This window comes from Psychrobacter sp. 16-MNA-CIBAN-0192, assembly GCF_040309565.1.
GTDB lineage: Bacteria > Pseudomonadota > Gammaproteobacteria > Pseudomonadales > Moraxellaceae > Psychrobacter.
On record NZ_JBEOOX010000002.1, the window covers coordinates 133,383 to 156,927 of the forward strand.

At 41.7% G+C, this 23,545-nt stretch carries 25 protein-coding genes and 1 tRNA gene; 14 read left to right on the forward strand and 12 right to left on the reverse strand.

Features of this window, described 5'->3' with window-relative positions; genetic code table 11:
- Positions 1–24: 24 nt before the first annotated feature.
- The 4 genes from AAEY78_RS02405 to AAEY78_RS02420 form a co-directional block, all read right to left on the reverse strand.
- Positions 25–357: a protein tyrosine phosphatase family protein gene (locus AAEY78_RS02405; RefSeq protein ID WP_352337009.1), complete on the reverse strand. Its 333-nt coding sequence runs from the start codon at positions 355–357 to the stop codon at positions 25–27.
- A gap of 60 nt (positions 358–417) precedes the next feature.
- Positions 418–744 carry a protein tyrosine phosphatase family protein gene (locus tag AAEY78_RS02410; RefSeq protein ID WP_352337011.1) on the reverse strand — a complete coding sequence of 109 codons (327 nt, stop codon included), beginning with the start codon at positions 742–744 and terminating at the stop codon, positions 418–420.
- Between the two features lie 256 nt (positions 745–1,000).
- Complete coding sequence (locus AAEY78_RS02415; protein WP_352337012.1) at positions 1,001–2,710, reverse strand: SulP family inorganic anion transporter; 1,710 nt, start codon at positions 2,708–2,710, stop codon at positions 1,001–1,003.
- Positions 2,711–2,820: 110 nt separating this feature from the next.
- On the reverse strand, positions 2,821–3,234 hold the full coding sequence (locus AAEY78_RS02420; RefSeq protein WP_502943616.1) for an ArsR/SmtB family transcription factor: 414 nt from the start codon (positions 3,232–3,234) through the stop codon (positions 2,821–2,823).
- 278 nt (positions 3,235–3,512) lie between these two features.
- On the opposite strand from AAEY78_RS02420, the gene AAEY78_RS02425 reads away from it, so the two are divergent.
- Together AAEY78_RS02425 and trxC are read left to right on the forward strand one after the other, a co-directional pair.
- Complete coding sequence (locus tag AAEY78_RS02425) at positions 3,513–4,385, forward strand: MBL fold metallo-hydrolase (protein WP_352337014.1); 873 nt, start codon at positions 3,513–3,515, stop codon at positions 4,383–4,385.
- A gap of 110 nt (positions 4,386–4,495) precedes the next feature.
- On the forward strand, positions 4,496–4,963 hold the full coding sequence (gene trxC, locus AAEY78_RS02430; RefSeq protein ID WP_352337016.1) for a thioredoxin TrxC: 468 nt from the start codon (positions 4,496–4,498) through the stop codon (positions 4,961–4,963).
- 107 nt (positions 4,964–5,070) lie between these two features.
- Here the strand turns inward: trxC and AAEY78_RS02435 are convergent, their stop codons facing one another.
- The 4 genes from AAEY78_RS02435 to AAEY78_RS02450 form a co-directional block, all read right to left on the reverse strand.
- Positions 5,071–5,472, reverse strand: a complete 402-nt coding sequence (locus AAEY78_RS02435) for a hypothetical protein (RefSeq protein WP_502943631.1) — start codon at positions 5,470–5,472, stop codon at positions 5,071–5,073.
- 240 nt (positions 5,473–5,712) lie between these two features.
- Positions 5,713–6,072 (reverse strand): SirB2 family protein, encoded by a 360-nt coding sequence (locus AAEY78_RS02440; RefSeq protein ID WP_352337020.1) that lies wholly within the window; start codon positions 6,070–6,072, stop codon positions 5,713–5,715.
- A 116-nt stretch (positions 6,073–6,188) separates the two neighbouring features.
- Entirely contained in the window at positions 6,189–6,518 is a 330-nt protein-coding gene (locus tag AAEY78_RS02445) for a BolA family protein (RefSeq protein ID WP_352337022.1), read from the reverse strand.
- Between the two features lie 254 nt (positions 6,519–6,772).
- Positions 6,773–7,585 (reverse strand): M48 family metallopeptidase, encoded by an 813-nt coding sequence (locus tag AAEY78_RS02450; RefSeq protein ID WP_352337024.1) that lies wholly within the window; start codon positions 7,583–7,585, stop codon positions 6,773–6,775.
- Positions 7,586–8,246: 661 nt separating this feature from the next.
- Between AAEY78_RS02450 and AAEY78_RS02455 the strand changes: the two genes are divergently transcribed.
- Positions 8,247–8,321: transfer RNA gene (locus AAEY78_RS02455), tRNA-Gly, on the forward strand.
- 401 nt (positions 8,322–8,722) lie between these two features.
- Positions 8,723–9,514 (forward strand): glucose 1-dehydrogenase, encoded by a 792-nt coding sequence (locus AAEY78_RS02460; protein ID WP_182406958.1) that lies wholly within the window; start codon positions 8,723–8,725, stop codon positions 9,512–9,514.
- A 94-nt stretch (positions 9,515–9,608) separates the two neighbouring features.
- Here the strand turns inward: AAEY78_RS02460 and pnuC are convergent, their stop codons facing one another.
- Complete coding sequence (pnuC, locus tag AAEY78_RS02465; RefSeq protein ID WP_352337026.1) at positions 9,609–10,352, reverse strand: nicotinamide riboside transporter PnuC; 744 nt, start codon at positions 10,350–10,352, stop codon at positions 9,609–9,611.
- A gap of 43 nt (positions 10,353–10,395) precedes the next feature.
- A complete protein-coding gene (nadR, locus tag AAEY78_RS02470; RefSeq protein ID WP_352337028.1) occupies positions 10,396–11,439 on the reverse strand; it encodes a multifunctional transcriptional regulator/nicotinamide-nucleotide adenylyltransferase/ribosylnicotinamide kinase NadR in 1,044 nt (347 codons plus the stop codon).
- Between the two features lie 461 nt (positions 11,440–11,900).
- On the opposite strand from nadR, the gene AAEY78_RS02475 reads away from it, so the two are divergent.
- The 4 genes from AAEY78_RS02475 to AAEY78_RS02490 all read left to right on the forward strand — a co-directional run bounded on the left by AAEY78_RS02475 (position 11,901) and on the right by AAEY78_RS02490 (position 16,221).
- A complete protein-coding gene (locus tag AAEY78_RS02475) occupies positions 11,901–12,113 on the forward strand; it encodes a PspC domain-containing protein (protein WP_352337029.1) in 213 nt (70 codons plus the stop codon).
- Positions 12,114–12,560: 447 nt separating this feature from the next.
- Positions 12,561–13,562, forward strand: coding sequence for a glycine--tRNA ligase subunit alpha (gene glyQ / locus AAEY78_RS02480; protein WP_502943632.1), 1,002 nt, complete (start codon positions 12,561–12,563; stop codon positions 13,560–13,562).
- A gap of 9 nt (positions 13,563–13,571) precedes the next feature.
- Positions 13,572–15,665 carry a glycine--tRNA ligase subunit beta gene (gene glyS, locus AAEY78_RS02485; protein ID WP_352337031.1) on the forward strand — a complete coding sequence of 698 codons (2,094 nt, stop codon included), beginning with the start codon at positions 13,572–13,574 and terminating at the stop codon, positions 15,663–15,665.
- 232 nt (positions 15,666–15,897) lie between these two features.
- A complete protein-coding gene (locus AAEY78_RS02490) occupies positions 15,898–16,221 on the forward strand; it encodes a hypothetical protein (protein ID WP_352337033.1) in 324 nt (107 codons plus the stop codon).
- A 45-nt stretch (positions 16,222–16,266) separates the two neighbouring features.
- Here AAEY78_RS02490 and AAEY78_RS02495 read toward each other — a convergent pair whose 3' ends face one another.
- Entirely contained in the window at positions 16,267–16,785 is a 519-nt protein-coding gene (locus AAEY78_RS02495; protein ID WP_352337035.1) for a cell division protein ZapA, read from the reverse strand.
- A gap of 87 nt (positions 16,786–16,872) precedes the next feature.
- A complete protein-coding gene (locus AAEY78_RS02500; protein ID WP_352337037.1) occupies positions 16,873–17,331 on the reverse strand; it encodes a hypothetical protein in 459 nt (152 codons plus the stop codon).
- A gap of 218 nt (positions 17,332–17,549) precedes the next feature.
- On the opposite strand from AAEY78_RS02500, the gene AAEY78_RS02505 reads away from it, so the two are divergent.
- The 6 genes from AAEY78_RS02505 (at position 17,550) to AAEY78_RS02530 (ending at position 23,420) form a co-directional block, all read left to right on the forward strand.
- On the forward strand, positions 17,550–18,203 hold the full coding sequence (locus AAEY78_RS02505) for a UPF0149 family protein (RefSeq protein ID WP_352337038.1): 654 nt from the start codon (positions 17,550–17,552) through the stop codon (positions 18,201–18,203).
- Between the two features lie 225 nt (positions 18,204–18,428).
- The gene (locus AAEY78_RS02510) at positions 18,429–18,911 is read left to right on the forward strand and encodes a nucleoside deaminase (protein WP_352337040.1); all 483 of its coding nucleotides are present in this window, start codon (positions 18,429–18,431) and stop codon (positions 18,909–18,911) included.
- A gap of 101 nt (positions 18,912–19,012) precedes the next feature.
- Positions 19,013–20,242 carry an acetylornithine deacetylase gene (argE, locus tag AAEY78_RS02515; RefSeq protein WP_352337042.1) on the forward strand — a complete coding sequence of 410 codons (1,230 nt, stop codon included), beginning with the start codon at positions 19,013–19,015 and terminating at the stop codon, positions 20,240–20,242.
- Between the two features lie 208 nt (positions 20,243–20,450).
- The gene (locus tag AAEY78_RS02520; protein ID WP_352337044.1) at positions 20,451–21,176 is read left to right on the forward strand and encodes a LysE family translocator; all 726 of its coding nucleotides are present in this window, start codon (positions 20,451–20,453) and stop codon (positions 21,174–21,176) included.
- 777 nt (positions 21,177–21,953) lie between these two features.
- On the forward strand, positions 21,954–23,168 hold the full coding sequence (locus AAEY78_RS02525; protein WP_352337045.1) for an RtcB family protein: 1,215 nt from the start codon (positions 21,954–21,956) through the stop codon (positions 23,166–23,168).
- 36 nt (positions 23,169–23,204) lie between these two features.
- Positions 23,205–23,420, forward strand: coding sequence for a hypothetical protein (locus AAEY78_RS02530; RefSeq protein ID WP_352337047.1), 216 nt, complete (start codon positions 23,205–23,207; stop codon positions 23,418–23,420).
- Positions 23,421–23,545 lie beyond the last annotated feature (125 nt).

The window sequence follows — 23,545 nt, forward strand, 5'->3', positions numbered from 1 at the left end:
TTTTTTAGTATGTCGCTTTAATTATTAATCATCCAACAAATCCATACGTTTTGCTGCTTCATAAATACCAGTTGAGCGATTGCCCGTACGGCAGAAAATCAATACTGGCTGTTCCGCTTGATTAAAGAAATCTGCAAACTCTTCGACGTGGTTTTGGTTCAGCTCGTTACCAGCAAAGGATACTTCTTTATATGCCAGTCCTGCTTTTTCAGCAGCAGCAGCAAGCTCAGCACTGGTTGGCTGATTGGGTTCTTCACCATCAGGACGGTTATTAATAATGGTTTTAAAACCTTGTTCAGCAAACTGTGGAATTTGTTCAGGGGTAATTTGTCCGGTAATGCTAATGTCGTGGCTCATAAGGTTTCCTTTATTAGAATGATTTAAATTATTTTAAAATCGATTTATGGTTAATCTGATTTATAGCAAGCCTTGCATCAACGCGCTTTGATACAGCAATTTTGCCCGCGCACCCGTACCGCAAAACATGAGTATTGGTTTGGGGATAGCATGATAAAACGCAGCAAATTGCTCAACGGTTACCATGCTTAAGCGCTCATCATCGAACGGCAAGTGATGATAAGTTAGGTTTGCCTCTTTGGTAGCCACTGCTAAATCGGTACTGCGCGGCTGTGAGACATGCTCATCGTCAGGGCGCACATTAATCACCGAACGGTAGCCAAGTTCCGCAATTTTAGCGCACTGGGTAGGATGAATTTGTTTATAAATCGTGAGAGTGTCAGTCATAAATAACGTCTATTTTTTCGTGAAAAAGCAGCAAGGGATAAGTTGTACAAATCGAGGCAGGAATCATACAGCTAGGTTCAAAATGCTGTATATACATACCAATCATTAGCGCAACAACAGCCTATCATAACGGTATTTTGTGGCAGACGGCAATAGCTATATCCGTATCATGATAGCTGTATTGGACTATGGTTATCACCATATCAGTCAGGCACTATTAGCAATATAAAGCAATGATTGAAAAATGACTAAAAATTTAGGCGTCTTTCAAAGCATTAACCGCATCCATATTACTTAAATAAACCGCTCCGCTTAGCTCAGTAATTAGAGGCGTATCACCGATTACATCCATGATAGGTCCTTTAATAAAGCTAAAATGTAGCCGCTTTTGTTGTGCCAACAGCTCTTTATTCAAGCTAATGAGCATCTCTTGCGCGGTCAAATCAATATGATTCACCGCTGCCATAATAAAGATGATTTCGCGTGCATCGGGATATTGTCTCGTGGCATCAATCACACGGCGATGTACCGATTCACTATTACCAAAAAACAAGCTCTCATCGATACGCAGCATCAATAAGTTATGATAAGTGACCACATCGTGACGGTTGATATTGCGAAAATGGCTGGTACCGGCAAGCTGCCCAACAATGGCGACATGCGGCTGGCTCGATTGCCAAATTAAGCTGGCAAAGGACACCATTAAGCCAATAACTAAGCCAGTATTTAAGCCAAATACCAATACTCCAATAAACGCGGCTAAGAAGCTTGCGGCATCCAAGCGATCACGCTGCCAAGCTGATTTTAAGGTTGCTACATCAATCAGCCCAATAATGGCTGCCATAATGGTTGCCCCCAAAATAGCAAAGGGTAGCGGAGAAAGAACATTACCAAAAGCAATTAAGGCGACAACCATGATCAGCACGGTGACGATGCTGGCAAGTGGCGTTTTTGCGCCGGAATCGACGTTAATCGCGGTACGTGAAAAGCCACCAGCAATGGGGAAGCTTTGAAAAAAACCACCGGCAAGATTGGCAAGACCCAACCCTTTTAATTCACGATTGGCATCAAAACTTTCACCACGCAGGCGCGCATAAGTACTCGCAACCGAGCTGCTCGATACAAAGGCAATTAATGCCATCAAACCAGCGGTAGGCAATAAATTCAGCGCTTCACGAAAGTCTGGCACATAGGGTACGGTGAACGTCGGCAATCCTTGTGGAATGCTGCCAATTGTTGCTACGCCATGTGCTGACCAGTGCAACAACGCACTCAAAATAATGGCAATAGCCAGTAGCAGTAAAGGAAATAACCGCTCCGCCCATTTAGCATGTGATGGTGATAACCAAGACTGCCAAAACCAGCGCTTGCCGTAGCGGTTTATCACCATCAACGTAAAGGCGACCACGCCTATGACCAAGGTTAAGGGATGCAATTGACCAATAAACTTTACCATACTGGATAAATAACCCAGCAAGCCATTACCTGCTATCGGAATACCGGTCAGGTATTTCAACTGACTGATAAAAATAAGCACTGCGGCACCACTGACAAAGCCTGCCGAAACCCCACGACTGATAAATTGCATAATCCAGCCAAGCTTTAACTGTCCAGCAATCCATAGTAATGCGCCAACCATTATTGCTAGCAGCCCCGCCATCAGTACATATTGCTCAACCCCTTGATTAGCATAAGGGTGCAACGCGCTTGCCGTCATAATTGCCGTCACTGCCGCAGGTCCTACCGCTTGCACATTGCTAGAACCAATCCACGCATAAATCAGCACTGGCACAATTGCCGCATATAAGCCATAAACTGGCGGTAGCCCTGCCAACACCGCATAGCCCAAGCTTTGTGGAATCACCAATACGCCCACGACCAGCCCTGCCACCATATCAGTAGGTAGCATTTTTAGCTGATAGTGACGCAGCCAATTGGGAGTCAGTCGAGCAGTAAAAGAAACCATATTACCTATCATCATAACAAGTGAGTGTGACGTTTTGAGCATCTACAGGCTGATAAAAAACATTACCTAGCGTTTTTTATTATCTTAATAAAAGCAATCTAATACTGACCTTATGCGCCAGTTTTAGCACAAAAACGCTCATAAAGCAGTTGTAATACTGCCAAAGCATCGTCACTGGCAATACGATAATAAATTTGCTTGCCTTCACGGCGCGTAGTTACCAGCTTATCTTTACGCAAAATGCCCAGCTGCTGCGATAGGCTTGGCTGACCTAATCCAACGAGGCGCTCAAGCTCACCCACGCAGTATTCACCTTGTGTCAGCTGACACAGTAACAACAAGCGATCCGGATGCGAGAGCGACTTTAGCAATTGGCTGGCTTGCAAGGAAGCATGCTGCATTTGAGTAGCAAGGTCAGGCGGCGCAAATTCGCTTAGGACACTATCTTTATTTGACGCATGTTTACTGCTTATATCATGATTAATATCATTATTATTAAGCGTTGACTGGATTAACTCGTTCACAATAGGCTCACTAAATAGACGTACTACAAAATAGAGTATCAAAAGTACAAATTTTAAAAATACTGATTTTTTAAATTATAACTCATTATAGCAAATTACTATTATTATTTACATTATGTAAATTGATATAATGTATAAAGGTTGCTATCTTAGCCATATATTTAAAAACATCTCTAAAAAAGAACATTAAATAAAAAGTATTTAATAGAGTTTAACTTTAATAAAGCTTAACCACTTTTAACCTAATAATTTTTAACCAATAAAATAATGAGGTCGCTATGCAAGTCCATTCTTTTCTTCATGAAAGTACAGAAACGTATACCCATGTTTTAGTCGATATGGCGCAGCAACTATGTGCGGTTGTCGATCCGGTATTGGATTTTGACCCCAAAGCCGGACGTACCAATACTGCTCATATTGATGAGGTCATTGCCTTTATACGCGAGCACAGCTGGCAGCTTGATTATATTATTGAGACCCACGCTCATGCTGACCATTTATCCAGCGCCATTCATTTAAAAGAAGCGCTAGGCGGTCAATTGGTTATGGGACATCACATCACGGAAGTGCAAAAAATATTTAAGCAAATCTATAATTTGGATACCAGCTTTCGTACCGATGCCAGTCAGTTTGATATTTTAACTGATGAAGGGGACACTTTAACCTTGGGCGGCATTACCATTACTGCCATGCATGTGCCCGGACATACGCCCGCTGACATGGCTTATCTGGCAACGGATAATGAAAAAACCGTGGTCTTCGTTGGTGATACTTTATTTGCCCCTGATGTCGGTACGGCGCGTTGTGATTTTCCAGGTGGCGATGCCAAAACCTTGTATCAATCCATTAAAAAGCTCTTAGCCCTTGATGATGATACCATTATGTATCTGTGCCATGATTATCCAAGTAAAGGTCGCCAGCATTGTCCGACCACCACTGTTGCTGCTCAAAAACAAAGTAATATTCATGTCAAAGAAGGTATTAATGAAGCCGAGTTTATTGAAATGCGCGAACGCCGTGATGCAACTTTACAGATGCCGCAGTTAATCATTCCTGCGGTGCAAGTGAATATTGATGCCGGACATTTCCCAAAGCCTGAATCGAATGGTACGCGTTATTTAAAAGTACCGATTAATGTATTTGGCGAGTAATTTAGCATGCTAATCTATATTATCTGAGCTATGTTATCTAAGCTAAGTTATAGCGCTATCACTGAATGCTGAAAAATCGCGCTGATTTACTGCTAATAAGGAGTTAAGTTATGAATGCCCAAGCTACGAATAACCAAGCTGAAAATGATAAAAGTCACCATGTGATATGTCCGCATTGCCAAGCTACCAACCGTGTGCCAGCAGCGAAGCTCAGTGCCTCACCAAAATGTGGCAAGTGTAGCAAACTATTATTAACCGCTAGTCCGCTTGAGCTGACAGCGCAAACTGTTAATAAAGTGATTCAAAAAAACGATGTATTAACGGTAGTCGATTTTTGGGCAAGTTGGTGTCAGCCGTGTTTGATGATGGCGCCAGAGTTTAAAACCGCCGCCAGTCAGTTGCCGCAAGTGGTCTTTGCTAAGCTGCAAACCGATAAATACGAGCAAGCCTCTGCGCCTTATAATATCCGCAGCTTACCGACGATGGTAGCATTTAGACATGGTAAAGAAGTAGCTCGGCAATCAGGCGCGTTACCTGCCCATCAAATTGTGCAGTGGGTACAAAGTTTAAAGAATTAATAAGATAGTAGGCTAATAAATAGCCGATACTTTTGATAGGAATAGACTAAAAAAGCCAATACGTTATTCGCGTATTGGCTTTTGATTATTCACACGTTTATCAAGGATTATTCACCATAAATTTTAATACCATTGGCAAAGCTACAACGCTGAATGCGTGCTGACTGGATAACCGCATCGCGCTCGCCATATAGCCGTGACAATTTGGCATCACGCCCTTTGGTATCATTGCTTTTGCCAACGCCAAAGCTGATATTTGGAGAAATGCCCCAACGTCCAGCCGATACCCCAACGCCGACACCTGAAGTCGATAGTGACGATTGCTCCTTACGGGCGGCATCAACATAGCGATTGATGCGCACATATTCCTGATTTAATGCGTTGCAGTCGTAGCTTTGGTAAGTATTAGGCGGTACATATTGCGGGGTAATATTACCGGTAGACGCACAACCTGCTAGCGCAAAAATGCTGACAGTGATTAACAATGCTGGTGCAGTAAATGTGTTAATAATCGCTCCTTGAATCTAAAATGTTTTATATTATTACATTATATTTTAAGGAGTTAGTACAACTTAAGATAGTAAAAATAAGTAGATAACTCATTTAAATAAAATCTGGAAGCCATGTTAAATGAGCTTGCCACCCAGTTAAAATCAGCGCCTAGGTAAAACTAGAACTTTATTAAAACTAAACTCTATTTAAAACTAAACTCTATTTAAAACTGAAAATTGGTTAAAACTAAAACCTGATTAAAATAAATTTTCAGGTTTTGCATACGCTAAGATAACGATACCAATATAAGCAATCGTCGCGATAAAAACACCGGCTTTAGTTTGAATAGGGGTTGAGCGCGGATTGAAGGCTTTCATGCTGGCGCTAATCGCAGCAATGAACAATACCATTTTTGCAATGACCCATTGTACCGGCGCATTAGCATTCAATAGTGCAAACAACATCCATGCGCCTGATAACAGTACTAAGGCATAGAGTAAATGGTTGCCGATTTTAACCGCTCGCGGCGCACGTTCTTTATTACCTAAGACTAAATAACTTTGATATAAGAACAGGGCAATAATTAATACCGCCAACAACATATGCATATGTTTCATTAAATCTGATTTCCTTAATATTGACAGCGTTTTCGCTTAAATAGGGGATGATTTATTATAATAATGGTTATAAAAATAATGATAAGAGCAGTTATAGAGCTCACTAATAAGAATGGCTAACCTGCATTTTGTCCCGCGCAATTGGGGCTATCCGGGCTTTGACCTCGCCACTCGTCTGGCGTATAGGCATGAATGGCAAGGGCATGCACCTGTCCACCTTTTGAGGTGAGTAAATCAGCGACCAAATCATAAACTCGTTGATGACGCGCGACCAAGCGTTTACCGATAAAATCATCACTCACAATCGTTAACTTAAAATGACTCTCTTTACCATCAAAATAACCAGCATGACTCATAGACTCATTAAGCAGTGATAAATGCGTAGGCTGCAAGGGTTGTAATGAATCGTGTAGGGCAGTGGCAATAGGGGCAGATGAGGTGCTCATAGCAATCCTTTATTCAGTAATGGCGTTGTTTTCTAATAACATCATTCATTAGTAGCTTTGTTTATTAGTAGCTGTATTGATTAATGGCTAACAATGGTTGAATCAATTTTGCTCATTATAGCAGAGCCTGATATTAGTGCATCAGGCTTCTGGCTGCATAATAAAGCACAACGCATAAAAAAGCAGAGCGCTATATGAATAGTACGCTCTGCTTTTTTTGAATGGTGTTACTGACGATCATTTATAAAAAATGATTAACGACGCGCCTTTTGATACAGTGGCACTACTTTTGGCATCAAAGACTGCAGTTGCGCAATACGGTTGCTGCTTGCTGGGTGAGTGCTTAAGAATTGTGGTGGCTCACCTTGGCTGGCACGTTGCATTTTTTGCCATAAGGTCACAGCTGCTTGTGGATTGTAGCCAGCGCGTGCCATTAACTCAAGACCGATTTGATCGGCTTCAGCCTCTTGCGTACGACTGTGCGGACGGCTCAGACCTAAGTCACCTGCTAGACCCGCCAGTTGCGCTTGACCTTGCGATAAACCAAAGACACTAGCGGCAACGCCAATACCTGTTTGGGTCGCGTAGTCACGAGACAAACGTTCGCGAGAGTGTTCACGCAGCGCATGCGCCATCTCATGCCCCATAATCGCGGCAATCTCATCATCAGATAAGTTTAAACGATCAATAATGCCAGTGTAGAACATTACCTTACCACCCGGCATCACGAACGCATTCAGGTCATTAGACTTAATGGTATGCACTTCCCAATTCCATTTTGCTGCATCAGGACGATATACATTTACTTGACTCACCAAGCGATTTGCAATACCTTTTAAGCGATTCAGTTGCGCTGCATTGGTGTCCAGTACGCCTTTAGCACGTGCTGCTTTAATACTTTTATTATAGCTCTCTGCAGAAAGCTGAAGTACCTGCTCGCTTGACACAAGTAGCAACTGCTGGCGGTCAACGCCAACCGCGCCAGTACTGGTCGTACTGGTACAACCGGTTAACGTCAATGCCGATAATGATGCTGCCATCACCGTCGTGGTTAATAGTTTTTTCATAAGAAACATCCTCACTGTAAAATATAAAATCGAACAAAGGTACTAAAAGGTATTATAGGTAAGAAAGGAAATGCAAGTAGTAATTTTTTTGAAGATAACAGAATGAACTACTGATAAACAGCGTTAGAAAGTCAATGAAAAGCACTGAATAAGGAAATATGATAATGAGGCTGCTTAGTCCCATCCTACCTAATATGCATATCTATAATGGCTATCATTATAATAACCCTCATCTTAGAAAACCAGTGCAACGATAGTAACAATATAACGCAGCAATGTAAGTGAGTTTATCACTTAACAGCAATACGTAACTGTAAGTAACTCAATACTTTCTTATCTAAACGCCTTTTCACATAAATGCGTTTTTACCTCAAAGTAACGTTATGTTTAACCATGAAAAGCGCAGTAGCTAAATTTCCATGCAGTCTTAAACATACCGAGTATGTAATCATGCTTTTTTATTCAAAATTATCTGTTTTAATAAATATAAAATTATTTATTAAAACAATAAGATAGTTAAATACGATAAGTTATACAGATAGGATGTTCTTATAATCATCAAATAAATTTGAAAAAGATGTTGACACGTAACGAATATCTGATAGAATAGCCAGCCTATCGAGACGTAGCTGTTAGCAATAACACTATAGCTAGATACTAAGCGGGAATAGCTCAGTGGTAGAGCATAACCTTGCCAAGGTTGGGGTCGAGAGTTCGAATCTCTTTTCCCGCTCCAAATATGGCTGTAAAAAGCACTAAAGCCTCACTTCTTAAATAAGAAGTGAGGCTTTTTTTATGCCTAAAATTTGAGTACATTACCAGTTAGTAGCATAGGCATCAGTTAGCAGCATATGTCGCTGATAACAATACCTATAACGCTTTAATAGTCGGTCAAATATAAATCATTACAAAAAGTGTGTGAACTTAGAACATTTGGTTTGGTTATTCCGCGCATAATTATTTTTAGAAACTATTTGAGTGTGAGCTTTGGTTTTGAAGAGATTATAGATAAGACAGGTGCAGTATTTTTAGCTTTAAAACAAGATATAAGCTTTAAAGCTAACAGTGAACTTTACAAGTCTTTTCATCTTGCTCCAATAGCAATATTCATAATAAAACATATTCTAAGGAATTATTATGCAAGAATTTAAACATCAGTCTTTTAACGAATTATTCGATTTGTCAGGTAAAGTTGCCATTGTGACAGGCGGTGCCAATGGTATCGGTAAAGCCACGGCGCTCCGTTTTGCAGAAGCAGGTGCTAATATTGCTATTGCCGATTTAAAACTTGAAGATGCGCAAGCTGCGGTGAAAGATATTGAAGCACTTGGTGTAAAAGCGCTTGCCGTAGAATGTAATATTTTGAAAGATGATGATTTGGTTGCTATGGTCGAGAAAGTGGTCGCTGAGTTTGGCACTATTAATATTCTGATTAACAATGCAGGCGGCGGCGGTGGTGGTCGTGAAAACCCAGCTACAGCATCGGTTGATGATATTCGCCGTGACTTTGAGCTGAACGTCTTTAGCGGCTGGCGTTTATGTCAGCTGTGTGTGCCTTATATGAAAGAATCAGGTTATGGCTCAATCGTATTTACCACGTCGATGTCTAGTATCAATAAAGATCCGAATATGAGCGGTTATGCCGGTTCAAAAGCCGCGGTTAATCACATGGTCGCGAACTTAGCGCATGATTTTGGTCCTGAAGTACGCGTTAATGCTGTAGGTCCTGGTGCCACGCGTACCGATGCGCTAAAAACCGTACTGACGCCAGAGATTGAAAAGAAAATGCTGGCAAATACACCGATTCAACGTTTGGGTGAAGCGGACGATATTGCCGGTGCGATGTTGTATTTTGCCTCGCCAATTTCAACGTGGGTGAGTGGTCAGACTATTTTTGTAAATGGTGGCGGTGTACAGACTTTAAGCTAAGTTGTTCAATGTTTATTCAGCTTATTAAGTAAAAAAGGGTCGTTCCAGTTGGGACGACCCTTTTTTTTATTATGCTATTGTTCGTTCAATCTCATTAAGCATTCAACGCATTTTGCTCACTGCGATACCATTCATAAAGCCCAATAAAGGAGTTCACTTGATACACCATGGTTTGAATGGCAAAAATATAATTGCCGGACATCAGGTTTACAATCAGCCAAACGAAGTTTGAGGTAATCCATAGCCACCAATTAAAGGAGTAGCGCAAAATCATGGCGGCTTGCGCGGTAATTGATAATACAAAGGCAATCACGTTAATCCAGAAAAAAGAGATAAACCCTAGAAATAAACTGTCATCTTCTGCAACAACGGCAAACCCATAGCTTGCTAATAGTCTATTAACCGTTGGAAACAATGCTAAACCAATGACGATAAAGACAGCGGTTAACAGCCATACCCATTTGTTTGCTGATTTGGGTACCATATCGCCGTCAGGATCGGTATGCTTTGACCAATAAAATAGCCCATAAACGTGAGTAAAAAAGTTAAATAGCGGGGCAAGCATTAAGCCGACTGAACCGGCAGTACCTTGCACCACCACTTCACCTGCGGTCGCTGCCATACCAAAACCATTACCCAATACATTCTTGCGAAAAGACAGCGATACCACGCATACTAAGCCGATAAATGACACGCCTAAATAAAACATATCTAGGGTCGTGTGCTCAGTGGTTAACCAAAATCCTGCTGATAACGCGGCAACCCCGCAAAGAAACCAAATCACGATCCATTGCAGCGCCCACTTCCCCGTAATATTGTCCAATAACTGAATGCGCATAAATTCGTTGTCCTGTTATTTATTATAATTTTTTATCGTGTTTTTAGTTCTTACCATAAATATGCTGATCGATAAAGGTTAGCGCTTGCTGATAACGCGCATCATAATCGGGTTTATCTATCAAAGACGGCGCAATATCATGACGGGCAAAAATATCTAATAACCGCTGTTCAAAACGTCCACGCGCATCGGTATCACCCAATGAACGCATTCCGTCAGCCACCCAAGGCGTATTGTTATCGAGCATAATGGTATAGTCGGCACGAAATTCATCAATACACGCGCTCACGAACGGATGGGTGCGCCCTTCATACTCTTCACAAAAAGCTTGAGTCGTCACAAAATCGGTATCAATAATCGTCACCGGTGCCGTAGCTGCGGCTTTCGCGGCTCGTATCGCCTCGGCATGGTCGAGTGCGATAGGCGCATAATCACTATATTGCAAACCCGTTTCCGTACCGCCCAAATCGGTTGCCACATACAAGCGCCCCATCTCCAGCGCAAAACTGGCACCATAGTAATTAGCCAGTTTATGTACCAACGTCGTTTTACCGGAGCTTTCACCGCCGACGATAGCGACTGTTTTTGTATAATCGCCACGCGCTTGCGGATGAATTGCAGACCAATGGGCAATAGGATTAAGGGCAATGGCATAAGAGTCAAACTCTGGCTGCAATGGCGTGGTAATAACTTCCATTAGCAACTGCGAGCGTACAGACTGTTGCGCTAAAGGATGACCATCCGCTACAAATAATACCGTTTCTGTGGGCAAATTCAGTGTATCAATCAGCCGCTGCAATTTGGCATTACTAGCCTCAATATCAATCGACACGTTAATAAAACTTTCGTGCAGCGGCAAGGCAATGTCATCATTGATATGAATCTGGATAAAAGGTAGGTCAGCACATGCCATTTGCAACCAGCGCGCCTTATCTTGCAGCGTAATATTAAAATTAGGAGGTGGCATAGGATGCGACGTAATGACAATATGCAAGGTCTGCACTTGTCCTGCTGCCACCAGTATACTGCGCATTTGCCCTAAATGGAGCGGTTCAAAATGACCAATCATCAAACCAGTTGCAAACATAATTATCCTTGTTATAAGTCGTTATTTTATACGTGTCATTATTTAAAAATATTTGTGTATTGGCAGTCAGTTATTGCCGAGTTAATCAATAAGACGCCATGGTATAAAGGTTTGATAAAGGATACAGGTGAGTTATTGTAAAAACAGCGGCTATTATGATGACAGCATGTAAAAAATCAATGTTCAACCTATTGGTGCTTAATCTAATCACAAGGTAATAATTTCAATTGTATAGACTAGAGCACTATTTTTGAAACATATTGAAATACTTATTTAAAATCAGTAGCTTAACTAAGCCATGCGACAGATAAAAGCAAGTTTACGTAGCATAAAGTCACAAAGGTCACCTACATAATCAACAGTGAATAGCCTAAGGGTTGCTATACTCAATCGTAAGCCAAACAGATTGATGGCAAATAATGAATATATTTATAAAAAATAAATAACAAGAGGTGCGAGCGTTGGCTAAATTAGCGAAATTACATCGTTCAAAGAATAACCGCATGATAGCTGGCGTGATGGGCGGCATCGCAGAATATGTAGGCTGGTCACCAATGTGGGTACGCTTATTATTTGTGATTATCTCATCATTAAGTGCTGCAGTACCGGGTATTCTAATTTATATTGTGCTATGGATAGTTATGCCAAAAGCTGGCAACGAGTCTTACCAATAAACTGCTGAGCTAATGTAATAGATGTCTAAAGCCTAATAAATGGTAATAATGAATTGGTTATCAAACATTATAAATATATAAGATAAAAAGTTATAAGCTATAAAAAGCCTGTTAAAACAGGATACTAGTAATAAACCTTTCCTCCTACCCAGATGTTTACTCATCTGGGTATTTTTTTTGTACCTAATGATTTGTATTACAGTGTTTAAAGTTGTTGGTTCATATTTATTTTTAAATAAGCTATGTTGGCGGTAAATGACGATAAAGTCAGGCGTTGGCTGGAAATTTAATTGGCGTAGATATGGATAAAATAGCCATTTTTTAGTAAGGTAAGCAGACCAGTTGTGTTGCAGGCAAATGAGCTGCGCGTGATTGATTGATTACTATGATTTTCCTTTCGTCAAATACTCCTCATTCCACAGTGATTTTCCTATGAATTCCCAAGCGATGACCTTTCAAGATTTGATTTTAACGTTACAAAATTATTGGGCGGATAAGGGCTGCGTAATCATGCAACCTTATGATATGGAAGTGGGTGCGGGTACGTTTCATACCGCTACCTTTTTACGGTCTTTAGGACCTGAGCGCTGGAACGCGGCTTACGTGCAGCCGTCACGCCGTCCAACCGATGGTCGCTATGGTAATAATCCGAATCGCTTGCAGCATTATTATCAGTTTCAAGTGGTGCTTAAGCCCAATCCGCCTAATATTCAAGAGCTGTATTTGGGTTCGTTAAAAGCCATTGGGATTGACCCTTTGGTGCATGATATTCGTTTTGTTGAGGACAACTGGGAATCGCCAACGCTTGGTGCGTGGGGATTGGGTTGGGAGATTTGGCTCAACGGCATGGAAGTGACGCAGTTTACTTATTTTCAGCAAGTAGGCGGCATTGAGTGTTTTCCTGTGACCGGCGAGATTACTTATGGTCTTGAGCGTTTAGCAATGTATGTGCAAGGCGTCGATAGCGTTTATGACTTGGTATGGGCAGATGGCGAGTTTGGTCGTGTGACTTATGGCGATGTGTTCCATCAAAATGAGGTAGAGCAGTCGACTTATAATTTTGAACATGCCGATGTGCCAAAAATGGCTGAGTTGTTTGATTTTTATGAGCAGCAAGCGGATAAATTGGTTGATGCTGGATTGCCATTACCTGCGTATGAGATGGTGCTAAAAGCCTCGCACGCTTTCAACTTACTCGATGCGCGCGGTGCGATTTCTGTCACTGAGCGTCAACGTTTTATTCTGCGTGTGCGTACCTTATCGCGTAAAGTTGCCTTCGGTTATGTTGAATCCCGTGCAAAATTAGGCTTCCCATTAGCAGATGACGAGCATCGTCAAGCGGCGCTGGATAAGTATTTGCCAAAAGAAGCTGCCAACGATGTGAATGACAATACTAGTACCGATGAAAAAGCTGATAAAAACAAATCTACTAAAAATAATAATAAATAGGAGCATCCCATGACCACTATTTTGTTTGAACTGGGGTGTGAAGAATTACCGCCAAAAAGTTTAAAAACATTACGTGACGCCCTGCAAAACAGCGTGACTGAACAATTGGTAGACGCTGATATTAGATTTGACACTATTAAAGCCTTTGCAGCACCGCGTCGTTTGGCATTACAGATTCACGCTATTGCTGATAAGCAGCCGGATCGCAGCGAGCAAAAGCGCGGACCTGCGATTAAAGCCGCGTTCGATGCCGATGGCAATCCGACTCGTGCAGCGATTGGTTTTGCTAAAGGTTTGGGTATTGAAGCCAGTGAGCTGATGATTATCAATACTGATAAAGGCGATTATGTTGGCTATGAGCAAACGGTTCATGGTAAAGCAGTCGCTGAACTATTACCGCAAATTTTCCAAACTGCGCTCGATAACTTACCCATTGCTAAGCGTATGCGTTCAGGTACGAGCCGTGATGAGTTTGTGCGTCCGGTACAGTGGGTCGTATTAATGGCTGACGATGAAGTAATTGATGCGTCTATTCAGGGTCATCAAAGTGGACAGCAGACACGCGGACACCGTTTTCACAGTCCTGACTATCATATGATTAACCATGCTAATGACTATGAAGCATTATTAGATAGCCTAAAAGTTGTGGCTGATTTTGATAAGCGCCAAGCCTTTATCAATAATCAAGTGCAAGCACTGGCAGATGAAATCAACGCAACCGCCATTGTGCCACAGGATTTATTGGATGAAGTGACGGCATTGGTTGATTTTCCGATTGCGCTACGTGCCGACTTTGAGCCACGCTTTTTACAAGTACCACAAGAAGCGCTTATCTCAACCATGCAAGCCGATCAAAAGTACTTTTGCTTGACCGATAAAGACGGCAAATTGCAGCCTTATTTTATCTTTATCACTCATATTGCCTCTAAAGACCCGAAGCAAATTATCGAAGGTAATGAAAAAGTCGTGCGTCCGCGCTTGGCTGATGCCGAGTTTTTCTTCTTGCAAGACCAAAAACAGCCATTAGCAGCATTGACAGAAAGTTTAAAAACGCGTGTGTTCCAAGACCAATTGGGTACGATTTGGGAAAAGTCTGAGCGTATTGCTAAGCTTGCGACCTTTATCGCTACCCTACTACAAGAGCAAGGTCAGCAGATTGACATTGAAGAAACGGCACGCGCAGCGATGTTATCGAAAGCGGATTTGGCAAGCTCATTGGTTGGTGAATATCCAGATTTGCAAGGGATTGCAGGTACTTATTATGCCCGTCTAAATGGCGAGCCTGAAGCGGTTGCTGCCAGTTTAGAAGAGCAGTATTTACCGAAATTTAGCGGTGACGTGTTACCAAAAACGCCCATTGGTATTTGCTTGGCATTGGCGGATCGCTTGGATACTTTAGTCGGTATTTTTGCGATTGGTCAACCGCCAACCGGTTCAAAAGACCCGTTTAGTTTGCGCCGCTCAGCAATTGGTATCTTACGTATTCTCATCGAAAAACAGTTGCCAATTAATTTAATTGCGCTCGTTGAGCAAGCAATCAAAAATTATAATGATAAGAGCGGCAGTAAAATTGCCAATATGGGCGACACTTTTACCCAAGTGATAACCTTTTTAAATTCTCGTTATCGTGCCATGTATACCGAGCAAGGCGTCAGCGTTGATACTATTCAGGCGGTACAGGCGATTAATCCGCATATGCCACTTGATTTTGACCAGCGTATTCGTGCCGTACAAGCGTTTAGAGCATTATCGCAAGCTGAGAAACTCGCTGAATCTAATAAACGCGTGGCAAATATTTTGGCAAAATCCGAAAGTGCTATTGCTGAAAATGTAGATGAGACGATATTAATCGAGCCTGCTGAACAAGCGTTATATAGCAATGTTCGCCAAGCGCAAACTGCGGTGCAGCCACTTTTAGCGCAAGCCAATTACACCCAAGCGCTACAAACTTTAGCCAGCTTAGATGAGCCGTTAACTCAGTTCTTTGATGGGGTGATGGTCAATAGTGATGATGCCGCGCTGAAAAATAACCGCTTGGCATTGCTAAAACAAGTGCGTGCATTGTTCCTAACCGTTGCTGATATTAGTGAGTTGCAGCTATAAAGCTGATGACCGAAATTATCATGATTTTTAAAATAAAAAAACTGGCTACCTAGAGCCAGTTTTTTTATACCAATATTTTTCATTCATCATTATTGAGTCCTGAACCAGTCATATGGTTTGCGTAATTAAAGCAGGCAATAGCTAGGTAGATAGATTAAATTCCAGTAAACTCTAGCAATAAACCTACTTTTATTGTTTCGCATTTACTCATATAACTTACAGGAGCACTGCCGTGTTTGCCGTGATTACTATCTTAATTATCGTCTGGATTGTGATGTGGGGCTTTTATAAGGTTATGTATCCGCGTCCGCCCAAAAGCATGATGCCGCAGAAAGGCGATATCACCACACCGCGCCAATGCAACTTTTGTGGTCACAGTTTGGCGGAGTATCGTGGTGTTTTAGAGCCACAATCAGTGCCATTAAAATCAGAGTCAATAAGTAATGATAGCAATGATACTACTTACACAGAAGGCGACCTATTCTTCTGCAATTATGAACACCAAGCGGACTTCCACGCGGGTAAAAAGCACGCCACTAAACAAGATAATGTTTAGCGCTTAATATACCGTCGAGCTAGACTTAACGGTCATAAAGACGATTTATAATAAAACAGACTCAGCATCTTCAATGACTTTATTTAACAGCATCTGCGACTGTTCTATATTTTGATAATGTTGCTCAATATCTTTTTGCTGGCTATGAACTTTCTCTTGAAGATTTAAGCAGCATAATACCAGCAGGTTTTCTTGGGTTAAATTTGGTGCTTGCTCTTTGATATCAAGAACGGCGTTATTAATCACGTATACCGCTGAGCGCAATGCTTCTTCTTCATTGATAGGGCAATAGATTGGATAGGTATTACCGGCGATGACGATATCGACTTTCTTCATTTGTGGTTCTGGCGTTTCTTCAGCTTGGTCGAGTTCAGTGGTGTTAGCTTCTAATTCTTGACTGTCTGAATCGTGGCTGCCTAAAACTTGGCTGTCATTGCTATTTAAAGTGAGCTCAGAATCAGAGATTTCAGTTATTTCTACTGAGTCTGCTGAAATATTTTCACTAATTTGTGGGTCAATATAGTCATTACTATCAGGATTGGCATTAGTATTAGTGTCGGTCATAAGAAATCCTACAAGGTATTAAATTAGGTTAAAGGCATAAATAATAAATGCTGGGTGCGATGGTAGATTGTTGAAACTTATCAATTTTTAACCATCTACTTGATCAATACGTGTCAGTCGATCTAAGACCACTTGGGTACGCTCAGATGCCAGTCTGTTTTTTTCTTGCAAGTTGCTGTTTCTCTTTTCGACTTCTGCTATTTGCTGTTGCAACGCCACGTTTTGCTGCTGTATTTCATCATGCTGTTGTTTCAATGCCTCATTCTGCTGCTGCAAGTTAGCAAGCTGTTGTTGCACTTTGTCTTGCTCTTCGCCAAGCATATGATGGGCTTCAGCAAGATTTTGATAACGTTCATCGAAGGCGCTAAGTTGTTTTTTGAGGGTATCGCGTTCTGTCTGAGTGCTGTCAAGATTGCTCTGTAGCGCGTTAAACTCTTTTGAGCCGCTGCTTTGTTGCTTGAGCATATTCAGCTCAGCACTGACCAGTCGATGCTGCTTTTTAATCGTCAGTATCGTTTTTTCTAAATGTAACAGGTGCTCATACATAGTCAGTTTTTACCCTTAACGTGTGAATGTGAATGAATTTTGTGTGATATGTTTAATAATGCCACAGGTGACCGCATTATAGCTATATCAACAAAGTAATTGCACTCCAGACTTTATTTTTTACGGTAACATCGCATTAGTAACGCGGTATCTAAGCGTAGCTAGTGCGTTACGCAATGCTCGTTATTATACGCTCATGACTTATTAGGATAGTTTTTATGAATGACAATATCTCTGGCTGGAACACCTGGTGTGAGGCGTTTGCCGATTGGACAGATGTGTCTGTTAGTGAAATACATGGTTTTATGACCGGATTAATGACCGCATGTGATGCCCCTGATGAGCAAGGTTGGGCGACTATTTTAGAAGAATTAAGCTTTGCGCCGCTACCTGATGCCGCGTTAACGCTATTGACCGAAGAGGCAGAAGATACGGTTTTTCAGCTTAAAGATAAAGATGATGCTTATGCCTATACGCCGCTTGTGCCTGATGATGATCATGACTTATATGAGCGAGTAATTGCACTAAAACAGTGGGCAAATGGCTTTATGACGGGTTTTGGTATCTCTGACTGTCGAATCAGTGCCGAAGAAAATGAGATGCTGATGGACTTGGCAAAAATTGGCGGCATTCGTTTAGAAGACGATGAAGAATATGAAGGCGGCGAGGAATCTTATATTTATATTTATGAGTTTGCGCGCATGATTCCAGTCAGCTTTGCTACGCGCCAACGTAAATCGGTCAAAGATTTGGCATTGATTGCTGGGCTAAAAATGGATGCTAAAACCACCAAAGAGTTACAAGCAGAAGGCAAATTGCCAAAGCCAATGCCGCCTGTGATTGATGTGATGAATCAAAATAATCCATCGTAAGTGAACTAACTTGCGAACAGCATTTCTTATAAAACAGTGGTCACCAGCCGCTGTTTTTTTAGTAGTAAGACTTTGCAAAATAGCTTTTTTACTTGGTGAAACTGATTGTTGGTAAGTAGAGTTACCGTACTCATGAATAAGATAACCTTCTATGTGATGAGCCTTTGTTATCATACTTGTGGTATAAAATAAGTTATGAGAGCGATAACTAGGAGAAATAAATTTATGATAACGGATAAAGATAACGCTCATTTGCGCCGTTGTATTGAGCTTGCGACTGAAGCATTAGAAGCCGGAGACGAGCCGTTTGGCAGTGTGTTAGTGGATAGTGATGGTAACGTGATGAACGAAGACCGCAATCGCGCCAATAGTGTGGATGCCACGTACCATCCTGAGATTGCCGTAGCGAAATGGGCGGCGCAAAACATGAGCGCAGCAGCCAGAAAAACAGCGGTGGTTTATACGTCAGGTGAGCATTGCGCTATGTGCTCAGCTGCGCATGCGTGGGCAGGGCTTGGTCGTATTGTCTATATCAGCTCTTCAAAACAATTGGGCGAGTGGATGGATGAGGTGGGTGTGAAATCCACATCACCGATTAACGCATTATCCATTCAAGAAGTTGTGCCACATATACCTGTTGACGGTCCGATTGCAGGCTTAGATGAAGAGATGAAAGCATTGCAATTGCGCGCATTCCAAAAAGCCTAATCATAGACAGTTCATTTAAAATAACTTCTAATTTAAAGTGACTTTTCTTAGCTTTTAACCAGCTAGTTTTTAACGCTGATTTTACTCGATAAGGATATTCAATGACCTCCACAACCAATAATAATAGCGATGTTCAGATTAAAGCTATCACGTCTTATCCAAATAATAGCATTGACTGGCTCACGCGCTTGATTGCCTTTGATACGGTGAGCCGCTATTCAAATTTGGCGTTAATCGAAGATGTACAAGCATATTGTGCGCAATTAGGCTTAAGCGTTGATTTGACCTTTAATGAATCAAAAGACAAAGCCAATCTATTTGTCACTATTCCTGCTGGCGAAAATGCTGATATCGTTACGGGTGGCTTGGTGCTATCAGGTCATACTGATGTGGTACCTGTCGATGGGCAAGCATGGACGTCCGATCCTTTTACCGCCACTATCCGTGGGTCGCGACTTTATGGACGCGGTGCCTGTGACATGAAGGGCTTTATTGCTTGCGCGTTGACGATGTTACCGGATGCGGTGGCGTTGTCTAAAAGTGGTCAGTTACGTCGCCCGTTGCATTTGGCTTTGTCATTTGATGAAGAAGTGGGTTGCCTTGGTGCGCCGTTGATATTGGCAGATTTGGCAGCGCGCAATATCACGCCTGATTATTGCATTGTGGGCGAGCCGACCAATATGACGATGGTGGTCGCGCATAAGGGCATTGCGGTTTATCGCTGCCGTGTGCATGGTAAGTCTGCGCATTCCTCTTTGACGCCGCAAGGGGTCAATGCAATCAGTTATGCCAGTCGTTTGGTGGGCTTTGTCGATACGTTAGCTGAGCAGTTAACCCACCGCGATGATAATGATCCGTTGTTTGATGTGCCTTATTCGACCTTATCAGTGGGCACCATTCAAGGGGGCACGGCGACCAACATCGTGCCAAATTTATGTGAATTTACCTTTGACTATCGTAATTTGCCACACATGACCCAAGACGATATTTTAGTACCCATTCAAGCTAAGGTTGCAGAACTAACGGCGCAAATGCAAGCGCGTGCACCCGAGACCGGTATTGAGCTGCAACAGCAAGAAAGCGTACCGGCAATGACCGATGATGACAGTGCCGAGCTGCAACATTTAATTGCGGCGCTCGTCACTGATGACAAGCGTCATAAAGTCGCCTATGCCACTGAGGGCGGGCAATTTACCGATGCCGGTATTCCTACTATTATTTGTGGTCCGGGCAGCATTGAACAGGCTCATAAAGCTGATGAATATGTCGAGCTGAGTGAGCTTGAGCGTTGTGATAATTTCTTAGCGCAATTATTAGAACGTTGCCGTTAGGAGAGTTATCCCAGTTTTTAGAATCAGGCTTTTATGTCACTTTTAGTCTGATATTTTAGCAGGAGCTGAATAAGCAGTTTATTTTAGCGCCTATTATGGTTTAAACTGTCTCAATAAACACCGCCCTCATGGCGGTGTTTGCTTTTTATATTTAGGACAGTGAGTACATCAGTTAAATGTGCACTATTCAAAAAGTAGGGGTTAGTTGATGTCTTGGCATCTGTTTGTGATATTTTTTATGAGTACGTTTTTTATATCAGCGACCCCAGGTCCTAATATGTTGCTGGCGTTCCAGTATGGGCTGAATTATGGGGTCAAACGGACGTTATGGACACTGGCAGGGCTTAGCCTTGGGCTGTTTATTTTACTCTTATCAACCTTATTGGGGCTAGATGTCATCAGTCGCCAATCACCTTGGATTTTGACGCTGATTAAAGCGGTAGGCGGATTGTATTTACTGTATTTGGGCATTAGTGCTTGGCGTAATGCGGCAAATAATAGCAGCTTGATGGATGATGCACAGATACTGAGTGACGAAGTGGCGGCTAGCTATCCTGATAAGCCGTTGAATAGTCCTGCTCCGCGTTCGCTATCAAGCGTTGCCGTGACGATAGCGCCCAGCAACTTTGTATTGTTTCGTACCGGCGTTTGGGTTGCCTTGTCCAACCCTAAAGCAATTTTATTTTTTGCGGCATTTTTCCCCAAATTTATTAATTTCTCTCGTCCACTATGGGCGCAATATGTGGTGCTGACGCTAGCGCTTTATTTGAGTGAGACTATTTGGCAGCTGATTTACACCATTGGGGGCAAAAAATTATCCGGTTGGCTGGATGTAGGGCAGCGTTTGGCATGGCTCAATCGTAGTTGTGGCGTTATTTTTATATTAATTGCCATAGCGTTACTGATAGAAGTAATTAATAGTTTTATAGTTTAATTATAAAATGATATTTTTTAAGATCGATAACTTTGTATTTATTAAACAATGCCTTTCGATAATAATATTATTGACATTTATAATGAAAGGTTTATTATAATACCGTATTATCAAAAACTGCGAATTTTTAACTAATACCGTGTTTTTACAATGGTATATTATTTATTTAGCACATCCTATTCAATTTGCTATCGTCATTCTTTGATGATTTGCCACAACTAAGGGAGGAATCACCATGTTATACACAAATGCTCAAACGTTTTTAAAGGTTGAATGTGTTAATAAGACAACTGTAGTGATGACTTCGTATTGGTTTGGCTAAGCGCAATTAATTACACTCTGCTCTGCCATATCTACTTTGCTCTGTTTACTCCAGCCTTGTTTACAATAAATGACTGTTAACTGTATCACGCATGTTTATGTTGATATTTTTGCTGACTTGATTATGTGCCAGATAGTATTTTTCTTTTATACTTCACACGGCCATCTTTGTCACTGTTAGATATGTCATTATTTTTAATCTCCTAAGACGTTTCCCTATATTTTATAAAACAGCTAATTTTTATTAACTTTATTTTTTAGTGTTAATAAAAATAATGGTATTTTATTGCCTTTTATTCATTCATTTTAATCTTATTTAATTAGGACGGATTACTATTGCCTAAATTTAAGATATTGAATTAAATATTAATAGCATAGCGTTTAATAAGAAAGCCATACATAACACAATCAAAATAATTAAGAAATTTTAAAATAGAAAGATGGAAATATATCTTTATGAGTATTAAATTAATATTAAATGAGACGGGTAAGCATGGTGTGCCGGTCAAAATTTACACCACAGATGTGGCACAAGGGGCAATCGATCAGCTACGCAATGTGGCAAAGTTAGAATTTATTCACTCGCATATCGCTGCGATGCCCGATGTGCATGTGGGCATTGGTGCAACGGTGGGCAGCGTAATTCCAACCAAATCGGCGATTATTCCGGCGGCGGTGGGGGTGGATATCGGTTGCGGGATGAATGCGGTGCGCTTGTCGCTAACGGCAAGTGATTTGCCTGATAGCTTAAAAGGCTTGCGTCTTGCGATTGAGCAGCAAGTGCCGGTTGGTTTTAATATGCATAAGCAAATCAGCGCTAAGATGTCGACCTTAGATCCGCTTAATAAACGCCTGCAGCGGATTACGGATAAGCATCCGGGTTTACTGAAAATGCTCAGAGGTTTTGAGCGTACGTGGGCAAAGCAGCTGGGTACCTTGGGCGGTGGTAATCATTTTATCGAGCTGTGTTTGGATGAAAATCAAGACGTTTGGGTGATGTTGCATTCTGGCAGTCGTGGTATTGGCAATTGTATCGGTCGCTACTTTATCAGTCTCGCCAAAAAGGAGCGCCAATCACGCTTTGGACATGTGCCGGATCAAGACTTGTCTTATTTTGCGGAAGGCTCGGACAGTTTTGCCGATTACATCGAGGCGGTTGAATGGGCGCAAGATTATGCCTTGGAGAACCGACGCGAGATGATGCGCTTGGTCATCAACGCGTTGCAATCAAAGCAATCAGGATTGCCACGATTTCAGCTGACCAAAGAGGCGATTAACTGCCATCATAATTACGTTAATGAAGAAGTGCATTTTGGCGAGCAAGTTTATGTCACCCGTAAAGGCGCAATTAGTGCTTATGCAGGCGAGCTAGGGATTATCCCCGGTTCAATGGGCGCGAAGTCTTTTATCGTACGCGGTTTAGGTAATCATGAGTCATTCTGCTCGTGCTCGCATGGCGCTGGTCGACGCATGAGCCGCAGTAAGGCAGTGCGCTCGTTCACTGTTGATGAGCTAAAAGCACAAACGGCAGGCGTTGAGTGCCGCAAAGACAAAAGCGTACTAGACGAGATTCCAAGCGCCTATAAAGACATTGATGAAGTCATGGCGAATCAGTCGGACTTAGTGGAAGTGGTGCATACGCTCAAGCAAGTGATGTGCATTAAAGGCTAAGTTTTTAGCTTAAATAAAATTAAGATAGGTAAAATAATGAGTTTAAAAGACACCTTAAAACAAGCCAAACAAATTGAGCGGCAGCAACAACAGCAATTATTAAACAACGTCAAACCGCGCAATTATTTGGCATTAAATCCGCTATTAAAAAAAGGCGGTATTCATGAAAAAGAAGATATTGACTGTGTGCGTAAAAAACGTCGCCGTGAAACCAAGCAAAACTTGCGGCAGACAGATTGGTTATCAGAATAAAGGTTAATCAAACGCCAAGCCGTTTTCATCCACAAAAAAGCCGTGCACTATCTAACTTAGTGTACGGCTTTTTATTACGATAATTTTTTAATGATTAAAGTTTTAATCGTTAAAACTTTAACATT

Bases quoted from the DNA above. Each gene is read 5' to 3' on its own strand.
- AAEY78_RS02405 (WP_352337009.1), bottom strand. From the start codon at position 357: ATGAGCCACGACATTAGCATTACCGGACAAATTACCCCTGAACAAATT.
- AAEY78_RS02410 (WP_352337011.1), bottom strand. From the start codon at position 744: ATGACTGACACTCTCACGATTTATAAACAAATTCATCCTACCCAGTGC.
- AAEY78_RS02415 (WP_352337012.1), bottom strand. From the start codon at position 2,710: ATGGTTTCTTTTACTGCTCGACTGACTCCCAATTGGCTGCGTCACTAT.
- AAEY78_RS02425 (WP_352337014.1), top strand. From the start codon at position 3,513: ATGCAAGTCCATTCTTTTCTTCATGAAAGTACAGAAACGTATACCCAT.
- trxC (WP_352337016.1), top strand. From the start codon at position 4,496: ATGAATGCCCAAGCTACGAATAACCAAGCTGAAAATGATAAAAGTCAC.
- AAEY78_RS02440 (WP_352337020.1), bottom strand. From the start codon at position 6,072: ATGAAACATATGCATATGTTGTTGGCGGTATTAATTATTGCCCTGTTC.
- AAEY78_RS02445 (WP_352337022.1), bottom strand. From the start codon at position 6,518: ATGAGCACCTCATCTGCCCCTATTGCCACTGCCCTACACGATTCATTA.
- AAEY78_RS02450 (WP_352337024.1), bottom strand. From the start codon at position 7,585: ATGAAAAAACTATTAACCACGACGGTGATGGCAGCATCATTATCGGCA.
- AAEY78_RS02460 (WP_182406958.1), top strand. From the start codon at position 8,723: ATGCAAGAATTTAAACATCAGTCTTTTAACGAATTATTCGATTTGTCA.
- pnuC (WP_352337026.1), bottom strand. From the start codon at position 10,352: ATGCGCATTCAGTTATTGGACAATATTACGGGGAAGTGGGCGCTGCAA.
- nadR (WP_352337028.1), bottom strand. From the start codon at position 11,439: ATGTTTGCAACTGGTTTGATGATTGGTCATTTTGAACCGCTCCATTTA.
- glyQ (WP_502943632.1), top strand. From the start codon at position 12,561: ATGACCTTTCAAGATTTGATTTTAACGTTACAAAATTATTGGGCGGAT.
- glyS (WP_352337031.1), top strand. From the start codon at position 13,572: ATGACCACTATTTTGTTTGAACTGGGGTGTGAAGAATTACCGCCAAAA.
- AAEY78_RS02495 (WP_352337035.1), bottom strand. From the start codon at position 16,785: ATGACCGACACTAATACTAATGCCAATCCTGATAGTAATGACTATATT.
- AAEY78_RS02500 (WP_352337037.1), bottom strand. From the start codon at position 17,331: ATGTATGAGCACCTGTTACATTTAGAAAAAACGATACTGACGATTAAA.
- AAEY78_RS02505 (WP_352337038.1), top strand. From the start codon at position 17,550: ATGAATGACAATATCTCTGGCTGGAACACCTGGTGTGAGGCGTTTGCC.
- AAEY78_RS02510 (WP_352337040.1), top strand. From the start codon at position 18,429: ATGATAACGGATAAAGATAACGCTCATTTGCGCCGTTGTATTGAGCTT.
- argE (WP_352337042.1), top strand. From the start codon at position 19,013: ATGACCTCCACAACCAATAATAATAGCGATGTTCAGATTAAAGCTATC.
- AAEY78_RS02520 (WP_352337044.1), top strand. From the start codon at position 20,451: ATGTCTTGGCATCTGTTTGTGATATTTTTTATGAGTACGTTTTTTATA.
- AAEY78_RS02525 (WP_352337045.1), top strand. From the start codon at position 21,954: ATGAGTATTAAATTAATATTAAATGAGACGGGTAAGCATGGTGTGCCG.
- AAEY78_RS02530 (WP_352337047.1), top strand. From the start codon at position 23,205: ATGAGTTTAAAAGACACCTTAAAACAAGCCAAACAAATTGAGCGGCAG.